Origin of the sequence: Streptomyces sp. NPDC093085 (genome assembly GCF_040683935.1) — a bacterium.
Lineage (GTDB): Bacteria > Actinomycetota > Actinomycetes > Streptomycetales > Streptomycetaceae > Streptomyces.
This window is the reverse complement of record NZ_JBFBFB010000015.1, coordinates 101,894-113,890: the sequence shown is the minus strand read 5'-3', so window position 1 is coordinate 113,890 and position 11,997 is coordinate 101,894. Positions and strand designations below refer to the sequence as shown.

Below are 11,997 nucleotides of genomic sequence, written 5' to 3'. Positions count from 1 at the left end.
TTCTTCACGCGTGCACCTCCTCGTCGGGGCGAACGGGCGGAGCGCGCCGGATCGCGGCGCCCCCCTCTCCCTACCGATTGTTCGGTCGTCGGGCCATTTTGGCTACACACGCCTCCAGCCTGTGGACAAACGGTTCTCCACGGCCTGGGATGGACGCAGGCCGTCCATGGCGGGGAGCCCGGGAGACAGGGGAGCTGAACAAATGGCCGACGGCACGGAACGGCCCGCCGAGCAGGAGCCGCCGCCGCGTCCGCTGGACGCCATCGACCGGGACATCCTGCGGATCCTGCAAACGGACGGCCGTGCCTCGATACGGTCGGTCGCCGAGCGCGTCCATGTCTCGCGCGCCAACGCGTACGCGCGGATCAACCGGCTGATCGACGACGGGGTGATCCGGGGGTTCAGTGCCAGGGTCGACCATGAACGGGCCGGTCAGGGGGCTTCCGCGTACATCACGCTGAAGATCGTCCAGAACTCCTGGCGCACGGTGCGCGAGCAGCTCCAGCAGTTGCCGGGGGCCACCCATATCGCTCTGGTCAGCGGGGACTTCGATGTCCTGCTGCTGGTGCACACCGCGGACAACAGGACCCTGCGCGAGCTGGTGCTGACGCGGCTCCAGTCGATTCCGGAGGTGCTGTCGACCCGTACGCTGCTGGTCTTCGAGGAGACGGACCTGGACCCGGGGGCGGGGGCCGGAACGGGCACGGCCGGCGGCGTGGCGGAGGACGGCCTGCCGCCCCTCTAGCGGTGCGGACGTACCCGGGTATCGGGGGAGGACGTACGCGGCCCGCCGCTAGGACGTCCGCAGCCCGTCGAAGGCCAGCCGTACGACGGCGTCGGCGACCTGGTCGCGCCCGTAGCCGCCGGCGGCGTGCGGCCGGTACCACTCCACCAGGGAGTTCACCATCCCGAAGAGCAGCCTGGTGGCCAGCTTGGTGTCCACATCGGCGCGCAGATCCCCCTCGGCGACGGCGGCCCTGAGGAGTCCGGCGACCCGCTGGTCGAACTCCCTGCGCCGTTCCATGGCCCAGCGTTCGGTCTGGGTGTTGCCTCTGACCCGCAGAAGCAGCGTCACATAAGGCAGCTCGGCGATGAGGACCCCGACCATGCGCCGGGTGACGTACTCCACCCGGTCCACGGCCCTGCCGCGCGTCGCGCCCTCCTCCTCAAGGATGCCGAAGAGACCGTCCAGGGCACGGTTCACGGCCCTGCGCAGCAGCTCCTCCTTGCCGACCACATGGTGGTATATCGAGGACTTGGAGATTCCGGCGGCCTTGGAGAGGTGCTCCATGGAGGTGCCGTCGTAGCCGCGTTCGTTGAAGACCCGGACGGCCACGGCCAGCAGCGTCTCCGGTGTGTAGGTGTCGCGTTTGGCGGTGGTCATGAACGCCCCTGCTTCGCTTCGGTGTCGGCACGGCGGGTCAGTGCCGTGGACGGGGCGTACCGGCCGCCGGGATACACGCCGTCCATGGCCGACAGGAAGGACCGGACCCACCGGGAAGTGAGCCGGTCGCACCACTCGCCGGGTCCGCCAGGGTAGTTCACGCCGAGCTTCATGGCGGTGTCGATGTCCCGCGCACCGGCCACGGAGCGGCCGGCGGCGTCCTGGGCCAGGTCGACGACGAGGGCGACGGTACGGGCGACGATCATGCCCGGGATGTCCTCGATGACGCTGACCCGCTTGCCGAGCCGCTGGAAGAGCCCGACGGCGGCCCGCAGATCCATGGGGTCGGCGTCGGCGCCGGGCGCGAGGGCGATCCGGGTGCAGGCGCGGTAGTCGAGCGCGAGGTCGACATGGACGGCGGGGCCGGCGGGGTCGGAGGTCGCGCTCGCGCCGCCGGTGAGCCGCAGCGCCGTTCCGCCGGGCAGCAGAAAGCCCCCGGCCGCGTACGGAGCACACCGCTCGTGGCCGCCGTGACCGCGTTCACCGGCGCGTCCCCGGCCCCGTTCACGGTCGCGTTCCGGGGTGACCTTGACGCCCGCCTCCTCGATCATGTCGCGCAGCACGGCGGCGGGCCCGAGATCCCCGTACGCGCCGACCTCCTCCGGCGCCTCGCGGGGCTCCTCGGTGCGCGGTACGGGGGCGGTGGCGCCGTCCCCGTACGGGAACCACCCCCGGCCCGTCTTGCGGCCGAGCCGGCCCGACTCCACCAGCCTCCGCTGGGCGAGCGACGGCGTGAACTTCGGGTCGTGGAAGAAGGACTCCCATACGGAGCGCGTCACGGCCTCGTTGACGTCCTGGCCGATCAGATCGGTCAGCTCGAACGGGCCCATCCGGAAGCCGCCGCACTCGCGCAGGACCGCGTCGACGGTGGCGGGGTCGGCGGCGCCCTCCTCGTACACCCGCAGCGCCTCGGCGTAGAAGGGGCGCGCGACGCGGTTGACGATGAAGCCCGGCGTATCGGCACAGCGCACCGGCGTCTTCCCCCAGGCGCGCACGGTCTCGTACGCGCGGGTCACGGCCTCCGGGCCGCTCGCGTGGCCGCTGACGATCTCCACCAGGGGCAGGAGCGGCGCCGGGTTGAAGAAGTGCGTGCCCACCAGGCGTTCCGGGCGACGCAGCGCGCCAGCGACGGCCGTGACGGAGAGGGAGGAGGTGTTGGTGGCGAGCAGGCAGTCGTCGCCGACGACGTCCTCCAGCGCCGCGAACAGCGCGCGCTTGACGGGCAGGTCCTCCAGGACCGCCTCGACGACGAGCGCGGCGTCGGCCAGCTCGGCGAGGTCCGCGGCGGGGAGCAGCCGGGCCGTGGCGGCGTCGCGCTCCGCCGGGTCGAGCCGGCCCTTGGCCACCAGCCGGTCCAGCCGGCCCGTGAGGGTGGCGGCGGCCCCCGCGGCCCGGCCCGGCACGGCGTCGTGGAGCCGTACGGGGTGGCCGGCGACCAGCGCCACCTGGGCTATCCCCTGGCCCATCGTGCCGCTGCCGACGACCGCGACGACGCGGCCGGGCTCGATTGCTGTCATGGCCGCAATCCTCCTGTGTCGACGGCGGGCGGGTTATCCACAGGATCGCCCGCCTCCCCTTGTCCCGACCGATCGTTCGGTTACTCTAACTCTGTCCGGGGGCGCCTGTCCCCGCGTTCCACGCACCCCTCTCCATCCGCGGGTGCGCCCGCACACGTCCGACGGCTCGACCGATCCGATCGACCCGACTGATCCGATTGACTCGATGAGGAGTTGGTCCACGATGGCCGCCCAGCTCAGCCCCCAGCAGCTCGCCGAGAAGCACCGGCCCACGCTCGACCGGGCCCTGGAGACGATCGGGTCGCGCGGCTACTGGTCCCCACACCCCGAGCACCCCAAGGCGTACGGCGAGAGCGCGCCCGCCGACGGTCTCGCCGCGTTCGACGCGCTGCGCGACACCCGGTTCGAGCTGGACCAGCCCGGCACGGACGGCTGGACCGGCGGCGAGGTCTCGCCGTACGGGCCCGCCCTGGGGATCGAGTACCCGCACGCGGACCCGGACGTCCTGCTGCCCGCCCTGCGCGCGGGCATGGGCGCATGGCGCGCCGCAGGGCCGGAGACGCGGGCCCTGGTCTGTCTGGAGATCCTGGCCCGGATCAGCGCGCGGACCCACGAGTTCGCGCAGGCGGTGATGCACACGAGCGGCCAGGCGTTCATGATGGCGTTCCAGGCGGGCGGCCCGCACGCCCAGGACCGGGGCCTGGAGGCGGTGGCGTACGCGTACCAGGAGCAGACGCGCACGCCCGCTTCGGCCGCCTGGTCCAAGCCGCAGGGCAAGCGCGGCCCGCTGGAGCTGGCGAAGACGTTCACCGCCGTGCCGCGCGGGGTGGCGCTGCTGATCGGCTGCAACACGTTCCCCACCTGGAACGGGTATCCGGGGCTCTTCGCCTCCCTGGCGACCGGCAATCCGGTGCTGGTCAAGCCGCATCCGCGGGCGGTGCTGCCGCTCGCGCTGACGGTACGGGTGGCCCGCGAGGTGCTCGCCGAGGCGGGCTTCGACCCGAATCTGGTGGCGCTGGCGGTCGAGCGGCCCGGCGAGGGCATCGCCAAGACCCTCGCCGTCCGCCCGGAGATCCGGATCATCGACTACACCGGGTCGACGGCCTTCGGCGACTGGCTGGAGACCCACGCGCGCCAGGCCCAGGTGTACACGGAGAAGGCGGGCGTCAACACCGTCCTCGTGGACTCCACGGACGACTACCAGGGGATGCTCGCCAACCTCGCCTTCTCGCTCTCCCTCTACAGCGGCCAGATGTGCACGACCCCGCAGAATCTGCTGATCCCCCGGGGCGGCATCGCGACGGACGCGGGCGAGAAGGCGTACGAGGAGGTGGTGGCCGACCTGGCGGGCGCGGTGGCCGGCCTGCTGGGCGACGACGCCCGGGCCAACGCGCTGCTGGGCGCGCTGGTCAACCCCGATGTGAAGGCCCGCCTTGAGGCGGCCGACACGCTCGGGGAGACCGCGCTCGCCTCCCGGGAGATCGCCCACCCGGACTTCCCGGACGCCGTGGTCCGCACCCCGGCGATCGTGAAGGCCGACGGCGCCCGCAAGGTCTGGGAGCGGGCGGGGGAGGGCGGCGAGGAGGTGGCGTATCTGACGGAGTGCTTCGGCCCTGTCTCGTTCGCGGTCGCCGTGGACTCCACGGAGGACGCGCTGGAGCTGCTGCGCCGCACGGTGCGCCACCAGGGCGCGATGACGGTCGGCGCGTACACGACGTCACCGGAGACCGAGCGTGCGATCGAGGAGGTCTGCCTGGAGGAGTCCGCGCAGCTCTCCCTCAACCTCACCGGCGGGGTGTACGTGAACCAGACGGCGGCGTTCTCGGACTTCCACGGCTCGGGCGGCAACCCGGCGGCGAACGCGGCACTGTGCGACGCCGCGTTCGTCGCGAACCGGTTCCGGACGGTGGAGGTGCGCAGGCAGGCCTGAAGTCCGCCGGAGCCCCTTCCGCCCGTACCGGGCCCCAGGCGCGCTGTCTGCCTAGGGCCTGTCTGACAATTCCCGTCGTCGCCCGGAGGGCGGCCTCGCGGCGTCAGGTGCGTGCTCTCGGCGTGCCGGGCCCTGACCCACGTACTGGACGTACTTGGGTCAGGGCCCGGTGCGGCGAGAGTGCGTGCATGGCGTCGCGAGGCAGGCGGGAATTGTCAGACAGGCCCTAGAGCCCGGGCGGCGGGATCTCCGCGTACCGCTGGATCCAGGCGTGCATGGCGATGGCCGCGGCGGCCCCCGCGTTGATGGAGCGGGTGGAGCCGAACTGGGCGATCGAGCAGACCATGGTGGCGTGTTTACGGGCCTCCTCGGTCAGCCCGGGGCCCTCCTGGCCGAAGAGCAGGACGCAGCCGCGCGGGAGCTCGGTCCGCTCCAGCGCGACGGCGCCCGGCAGGTTGTCGATCCCGATGATCGGCAGCCCCTCGTCCGCCGCCCACGCCGTCAGCTCGGCGGTGCCGGGGTGGTGGCGCACATGCTGGTACCGGTCGGTGACCATGGCACCGCGCCGGTTCCAGCGCCGCTTGCCGACGATATGGATCTCTTTGGCGAGGAAGGCGTTGGCGGTGCGGACCACGGAGCCGATGTTGAAGTCGTGGCTCCAGTTCTCCACCGCCACATGGAAGTCATGGCGCCGGGTGTCGAGGTCGGCGACGATCGCCTCGCGCGTCCAGTACCGGTACCGGTCGGCCACATTGCGCCGGTCGCCGCCCGCGAGCAGCTCCGGGTCGTACCGCTCGTCCACGGGCCAGGGCTCGCGGTGCGGCCCGACCCCGACCGGGGGCCCGAAGCCGTCGTCGTACTGGACCGGCTCCTGGCCCGTGTCCTCCTGGCCCTCGTCCGGTGTCTCGCTGATCACCTACACGAGGGTACGTGCCGGGTCGGGGCTCTCCTGCGCCCGCCCGGCCGGGGGCGCCCCGGCGGGCGCCCGCTTCCGGCCGGGAAGCCGCGCGCGCAGCCGGTCCCGCGCCCCGGTGACCCGGGCGCCGAGCCACACCAGGAAGACGGTCGGCAGGAAGACGGCGTCGGCGGCGATCATGGCGAGGGAGAAGAACGGCAGTCCGAGCAGGACGGCGATCCCGCCGTGCTCCAGCATCATCGCGACGAGCAGGACGTTCTTGACGCGCCGGTTGAAGAGCGTGAACGGGAAGGCGACCTGCACGATGACCGTGCCGTACGACAGCACCATCACGAGGAGCGCGCTGGACGCGAAGAGGCCGGAGAACGCGGGCCAGGGCGAGAAGTAGTCCAGCTTGAGCGGGTAGTAGAGGGCGGTGCCGTCCTGCCAGCGCGAGCCCTGGATCTTGTACCACCCCGCGGTGGCGTAGATCAGGCACACCTCCGCCATGATCACCACGAGCGCGGCGTTGTGGAGGAGGTTCGCCAGAACGTCGAGCAGCGCGCGGTGTCCCCGCCAGGCCGCGCGGCGCCCGACGGTCCACCAGAGCCACTGGGCGACCCACGCGCCCCAGAACAGGAGCAGCAGCCAGGTCTTGATCTCGACCCGGTCGGTGACGGTGCCGATGAACAGCACCGCGCCGCAGACCCCCCACAGCACCGGGCCGACCCGGTCCCGTACCACCGGGGCCCCGGACTCCCGCGAGGCGGCGCGCTCCGTCGCGCGGGCGGCTCGGGCGGCGCGGGCGGCCCGGCGGGCGTCGAGGGACCAGACCTGTCCGCACCGCGTCAGGACGAGGTAGATCGCCATGAGGTGGATGACGTTGTCGCCGCCGTCCCCCATGAAGATGCTGCGGTTCTGGAGCGAGAGCACCCCGAACATGAAGAGCACGGACATGGTGCGGGTACGCCAGCCGACCATCAGCAGCGCGCTGGAGAGCACGGCGACGGCGAAGACGATCTCGAACCAGACCGTGCTCTCCGACCACATCAGCCCGGAGAAGGCGCTGTTCTCCGCGATGAGCTGCTGGGCCATTCCCCAGCTCCAGGGCCCGTCGGGGCCGTACAGCTCCCGGCGGTGCGGCACCTCGCGCAGGAGGAAGAGCAGCCAGGTACCGGCGAAGCCGATCCGTATGACGGCGCTCTGGTACGGGCCGAGGGCGTGCCCGGTGACGCGCTGGAGCCCGTCCGCCAGCCACCGGTCGAGGGCGCGTCGCGGGGGGTGGGCGGGGGACGGCGTGGACAGCGTGGGCGGCGTGGGCGCTCCCGGCGCCGGTATGGATGCCTCTGCCGGTACGGGCACGGGCGCGCGCCCGGCGGCGGACACCGGACCGGCGGGGGCCGGGGCGGCGGGGGCCGGGGCGGCGGAGGGGGGCTCGGGACAGAGGTCGGGGCAGAGCCCGGCGCGGGCGTCCGGTTCGGGGGACTCCGCGGGGTGTTCGCGTTCGCTCACCGGGCCGCCTCCGCGGTGCCGTTCCGTACGCCGCCGGGAAGGTCGGAGGCGTTCACCGTCCACCAGGGATAGATCCGGTAGGAGGGCTGTGTGCTGACTTTCTCCGTGCTCCAGGACGGCGAGGCGACGGCCCGGGTGACCGACCTGACCTGGATGCGCTCCACCGTTCCGCCCAGGTCGTGGTCGGCGAGCCGCAGCATCACGATCCGGCGGACGTAGCTCTCGGAGAGGCGGCCGCGCAGCCCGTTCGGGCGGTTCTGGTCGTCGTGCGATCCGGCGAAGAAGTCCCAGCCCCGGCGCAGCTCGTTCTGGTCGACGTGGCTCGGCAGGGGGTTCCCCTGGATCGCGGCGCCGTCCTCGGCGGAGAGGTCGATCCACGCGGTGGTGGTGCGCGCGCTCCCGCCGGAGCCGACCTCGGCGCGCGCCTCGACGGCGATGTTCTGCTGGAGCGGGTTGGGCGCGAAGAGCTTCCAGTTCTGCTCGAACTCGGGGTAGATCCACGCGTCGACGGCCTTGCCGTGCTGCTTGGTGAGCGTGTTCGACGGGGCGACGTGCAGGAAGACCATCCCGAGGTGCACGCAGGCCAGCACCCCGATGACCGCGAGCGACACGGCGGCCACCACCTGATGCCGGAAGGAGAGCCCGGCTATCCCCGTCCCGGGTGGCGGTCCGGCCTTCCCACCCTGGTCGTCGTACGAATCCATCCCGCCCCGATCCCCGTCGTGTCCTGGTCAGTTGAGCCGGTTGTCCACGGTCAGTTATCCACAGGGTTGACACCCTACGGGCCCCCGCCCCACCATTGAAGTCCACAAACCGAACGATCGGTCGGTAAGGGTCCGCGTGACGGCCGTGACCACGGGGGCCGCGGGGGCAGCCGCGGAGACGGCAGAGGAGGCGACGATGCAGGAGACGGCGGTAGGGGGCACGACAGCGCGAGGGACGGCGACACGGGGGACGACCGCACCGGAGACGGCGCAGTCCTTCGAGGCGGCGTTCGACGCGGCCGTGGCCGCCGACGAACGGATCGAGCCACGCGACTGGATGCCGGAGGCCTACCGGGCCTCGCTGGTCCGCCAGATGGCCCAGCACGCCCACTCCGAGATCATCGGCATGCAGCCGGAAGCCAACTGGATCACCCGCGCGCCCTCGCTGCGCCGCAAGGCGATCCTCATGGCCAAGGTCCAGGACGAGGCCGGACACGGCCTCTACCTCTACAGCGCGGCCGAGACGCTGGGCACGAGCCGGGACGAGCTGCTGGACAAACTGCACAGCGGCCGGCAGAAGTACTCGTCGATCTTCAACTACCCCACGCTGACCTGGGCAGACGTCGGCGCTATCGGCTGGCTGGTGGACGGCGCCGCGATCACCAACCAGGTCCCGCTGTGCCGCTGCTCCTACGGCCCGTACGCACGGGCGATGGTCAGGATCTGCAAGGAGGAGTCGTTCCACCAGCGCCAGGGGTACGAGCTGCTGCTGGCCCTGAGCAACGGCACCGAGGCGCAGCACGCGATGGCGCAGGACGCCGTGGACCGCTGGTGGTGGCCCTCACTGATGATGTTCGGCCCACCGGACGACGAGTCGCCCCACTCGGCGCGCTCCATGGCCTGGAAGATCAAACGGCACTCCAACGACGAGCTGCGCCGGCGCTTCGTGGACATCTGCGTCCCCCAGGCCCGAGCCCTGGGCCTGACCCTGCCCGACCCCGAGCTGCGGTGGAACGAGGAACGGGGACGGCACGACTTCGGGGCGATCGACTGGACGGAGTTCCACGAGGTCCTGAAGGGCAACGGCCCCTGCAACGAGGAACGCATCACCCAGCGCCGCCGAGCCCACGAGGAGGGCACCTGGGTCCGCGAGGCCGCTGCCGCCTACGCGGCGAAACACCACCCGGGGACCCCCAGGACGGAGGCGACGGCATGACCGACGGCACGCGAGGCACGGACGACTGGCCGCTGTGGGAGGTGTTCGTACGGTCCCGGCGCGGACTCTCGCACACCCACGCCGGAAGCCTGCACGCCCCGGACGCGGAGTTCGCCCTGCGGAACGCGCGGGACCTCTACACCCGGCGCGGGGAAGGCGTCTCGATCTGGGTGGTGGAGTCCGCGGCGATCACCGCCTCCTCCCCGGACGAGAAGGACCCGTTCTTCGAGCCGTCCGCCGACAAGCCCTACCGGCACCCGACCTTCTACCAGATCCCCGAGGGGGTGAAGCACCTGTGACCGGCACCCCGACCCCCACACCGACCACAACGGCGGACGACACGACAACGGCGGACACGCCCCCCGCCCACCGGACGGACCACGCCGAGACGCACCGGCCCCCGCACCACACGGCGGCGCTCGCGCTCGGGGACGACGCGCTGGTGCTCTCGCACCGGCTGGGGGAGTGGGCGGGGCACGCCCCGGTCCTCGAAGAGGATGTCGCGCTCGCCAACATCGCACTGGACCTGCTCGGCCAGGCCCGGTTCCTGCTCTCCCTGGTCGGGGACGAGGACGAGCTGGCATATCTCCGCGAAGAGCGGGAGTTCCGCAACCTCCACCTCGTCGAGCGGCCCAACGGCGACTTCGCGCACACGATCGCCCGCCAGCTCTACTTCTCCACCTACCAGCTCCTCCTCTACCGCCGGCTCGCCACCGGCGCGAGCGAGTTCGCCCCGCTCGCCGCCAAGGCGGCCAACGAGGTCGCCTACCACCGGGACCACGCGGAGCAGTGGACGCTCCGGCTCGGGGACGGCACCCCCGAGAGCCATGAGCGGATGGCGCGGGCCTGCCGGGCGCTCTGGCGGTTCACCGGCGAGATGTTCCGGCCCGTCGCAGGGCTCGACATCGACTGGACGGCGCTGGAGGAGAGCTGGCTCGCCTCCGTCACCGATGTGCTGCACCGGGCCACCCTGCCCGTGCCGGACGGGCCACGCAGCGGCGCCTGGACGGCGGGCGCGGGCCGCCAGGGAGTGCACACGGAGGCGTTCGGCCGCATGATCGCCGAAATGCAGCACCTCCACCGCAGCCACCCGGGGGCGTCATGGTGACCGACCAGGCCCCCCGACCGGCCCCGGCGACAACGGCACGGACCGGGGAAGCCGCCCGGACGGCCAGGTCCGCGCACCCAGCGGAGACGACACGGACGGCGGGGGCGACGAAGCTGGAGGAGGAGCTGCGCGCTCTGGCCGGCGCCGTACCCGACCCCGAGCTTCCGGTCGTCACCCTGGCCGAGCTGGGCGTGCTGCGCGGGCTGCGCCTAGCGGGCCCCGGGCGGGTCCGCGTCGAGCTGACCCCCACCTACACCGGCTGCCCGGCCATCGGCGCCATGTCCGCCGACATCGAACGCGTCCTGCACGAACACGGGGTGCCCGAGGTCTCGGTCGTCACCGTCCTCGCCCCCGCCTGGTCGACCGACGACATCACCGCCGAGGGCCGCCGCAAGCTCGCCGACTCCGGCATAGCCCCACCCCGCCCGCACCGCCAGGACGGACCCGTGGAGCTGACCCTCTCCGTACGCTGCCCGCACTGCGGCTCGACCGGCACCGAACTCCTCAGCCGGTTCTCCTCCACCGCCTGCAAGGCGCTGCGCCGCTGCACCGCCTGCGGTGAGCCGTTCGACCACTTCAAGGAGGTGTAGATGTTCCATCAGCTCCGGGTCAGCGCGGTCGAACCGCTCACGGACGACGCGGTCGCCCTCACCCTCGCCGTCCCCCCCGAACTGCGCGAGGCGTTCCGGCACACCCCCGGCCAGCACATCGCCCTGCGCCGCCGCACCGCCGACGGTGCGGAGATCCGGCGCACCTACTCGATCTGCGCCCCCGCCGGGCCCGAGCCGGTGGTGCGGGTGGGGATCCGGCTGGTCGAGGGCGGCGAGTTCTCCACGTACGCCTTCAAGGAGCTGGCCGTGGGAGACACGGTCGAGGCCATGGCGCCGACCGGCCGCTTCGTCCTGGAGCCGCGCGCGGGGCACTTCGCGGCGATCGTCGGGGGCAGCGGCATCACCCCGGTCCTCTCGATCGCGGCCACCCTCCTGCTCCGCGAACCCACGGCCCGGTTCACCCTGATCCGGAGCGACCGCACCGTGGCGTCCACGATGTTCCTGGAAGAGGTCGCCGACCTCAAGGACCGCTACCCCGACCGCTTCCAGCTCGTCACGGCCGTCTCCCGGGAAGAACGGCAGAGCGGGCTGCCCTCCGGCCGGCTGGACCGCGAACGGCTGACCGGACTCCTGCCCGCACTGCTCCCGGTGACCGAGATCGACGGCTGGTACCTCTGCGGGCCGCTCGGCCTGGTCGCCGGCGCCGAGCGCGCGCTGCGCGGCCTCGGGGTGCGGCGGAACCGTATCCACGAGGAGATCTTCCACGTCGACGAGGCACCCGCCACCGCCGCGACGCCCCCGCCCGGCGCCCGGACGCCCGCGCACACCACCCTCACCGCCACCCTGGCGGGGCGCTCGGGCGCCTGGCCGGTCCAGGACGGCGAATCCCTGCTGGAGACGGTGCTCCGGGCCCGCGCGGACGCGCCGTACGCCTGCAAGGGCGGCGTCTGCGGCACCTGCCGGGCCTATCTGGTCGCGGGCGAGGTACGCATGGACCGCAACTTCGCGCTCGAACCGGAGGAGACCGACGCCGGATACGTGCTGGCCTGCCAGTCCCATCCGGTCACAGCGGAAGTCGAGCTGGACTTCGACCGCTGACCCCTCGCCCCGGCCCCCGGCC

The 11,997-nt window shown here is 72.5% G+C and carries 12 protein-coding genes; 7 read left to right on the top strand and 5 right to left on the bottom strand.

From position 1 onward, the window contains the following. The first annotated feature begins 202 nt into the window (after positions 1 to 202). On the top strand, positions 203 to 745 hold the full coding sequence (locus AB0O07_RS30750; RefSeq protein ID WP_365639454.1) for an Lrp/AsnC family transcriptional regulator: 543 nt from the start codon (positions 203 to 205) through the stop codon (positions 743 to 745). 48 nt (positions 746 to 793) lie between these two features. On the opposite strand, the gene AB0O07_RS30745 is transcribed toward AB0O07_RS30750, so the two are convergent. Together AB0O07_RS30745 and AB0O07_RS30740 are read right to left on the bottom strand one after the other, a co-directional pair. Continuing rightward, a complete protein-coding gene (locus tag AB0O07_RS30745) occupies positions 794 to 1,384 on the bottom strand; it encodes a TetR/AcrR family transcriptional regulator (RefSeq protein ID WP_365639452.1) in 591 nt (196 codons plus the stop codon). After that, complete coding sequence (locus AB0O07_RS30740) at positions 1,381 to 2,961, bottom strand: 3-hydroxyacyl-CoA dehydrogenase (protein ID WP_365639449.1); 1,581 nt, start codon at positions 2,959 to 2,961, stop codon at positions 1,381 to 1,383. Before AB0O07_RS30740 ends, AB0O07_RS30745 begins: the two co-directional genes overlap by 4 nt. Positions 2,962 to 3,184: 223 nt before the next feature. Here AB0O07_RS30740 and paaN point away from each other — a divergent pair, with 223 nt between their 5' ends. Next, a complete protein-coding gene (gene paaN / locus AB0O07_RS30735; protein ID WP_365639635.1) occupies positions 3,185 to 4,891 on the top strand; it encodes a phenylacetic acid degradation protein PaaN in 1,707 nt (568 codons plus the stop codon). Positions 4,892 to 5,117: 226 nt separating this feature from the next. Here paaN and AB0O07_RS30730 read toward each other — a convergent pair whose 3' ends face one another. The 3 genes from AB0O07_RS30730 to AB0O07_RS30720 all read right to left on the bottom strand — a co-directional run bounded on the left by AB0O07_RS30730 (position 5,118) and on the right by AB0O07_RS30720 (position 8,002). Continuing rightward, the gene (locus tag AB0O07_RS30730) at positions 5,118 to 5,807 is read right to left on the bottom strand and encodes a TrmH family RNA methyltransferase (RefSeq protein WP_365639446.1); all 690 of its coding nucleotides are present in this window, start codon (positions 5,805 to 5,807) and stop codon (positions 5,118 to 5,120) included. Then, a complete protein-coding gene (locus AB0O07_RS30725) occupies positions 5,808 to 7,091 on the bottom strand; it encodes an HTTM domain-containing protein (protein WP_365639633.1) in 1,284 nt (427 codons plus the stop codon). Between the two features lie 203 nt (positions 7,092 to 7,294). Next, positions 7,295 to 8,002 carry a DUF5819 family protein gene (locus AB0O07_RS30720; RefSeq protein ID WP_365639445.1) on the bottom strand — a complete coding sequence of 236 codons (708 nt, stop codon included), beginning with the start codon at positions 8,000 to 8,002 and terminating at the stop codon, positions 7,295 to 7,297. Positions 8,003 to 8,198: 196 nt separating this feature from the next. Between AB0O07_RS30720 and paaA the strand changes: the two genes are divergently transcribed. The 5 genes from paaA to AB0O07_RS30695 are packed head-to-tail and all read left to right on the top strand — an operon-like array spanning position 8,199 to position 11,975. Next, entirely contained in the window at positions 8,199 to 9,218 is a 1,020-nt protein-coding gene (gene paaA, locus AB0O07_RS30715) for a 1,2-phenylacetyl-CoA epoxidase subunit PaaA (RefSeq protein WP_365639631.1), read from the top strand. Then, on the top strand, positions 9,215 to 9,517 hold the full coding sequence (gene paaB / locus AB0O07_RS30710) for a 1,2-phenylacetyl-CoA epoxidase subunit PaaB (protein WP_365639442.1): 303 nt from the start codon (positions 9,215 to 9,217) through the stop codon (positions 9,515 to 9,517). The genes paaA and paaB overlap by 4 nt, the downstream gene beginning before the upstream one ends. After that, positions 9,514 to 10,326, top strand: coding sequence for a 1,2-phenylacetyl-CoA epoxidase subunit PaaC (gene paaC, locus AB0O07_RS30705; RefSeq protein ID WP_365639441.1), 813 nt, complete (start codon positions 9,514 to 9,516; stop codon positions 10,324 to 10,326). The genes paaB and paaC overlap by 4 nt, the downstream gene beginning before the upstream one ends. Beyond that, entirely contained in the window at positions 10,320 to 10,916 is a 597-nt protein-coding gene (gene paaD, locus AB0O07_RS30700) for a 1,2-phenylacetyl-CoA epoxidase subunit PaaD (RefSeq protein ID WP_365639440.1), read from the top strand. Before paaC ends, paaD begins: the two co-directional genes overlap by 7 nt. Continuing rightward, positions 10,917 to 11,975, top strand: a complete 1,059-nt coding sequence (locus AB0O07_RS30695) for a 2Fe-2S iron-sulfur cluster-binding protein (protein ID WP_365639438.1) — start codon at positions 10,917 to 10,919, stop codon at positions 11,973 to 11,975. It abuts the gene before it with no gap. Positions 11,976 to 11,997 lie beyond the last annotated feature (22 nt).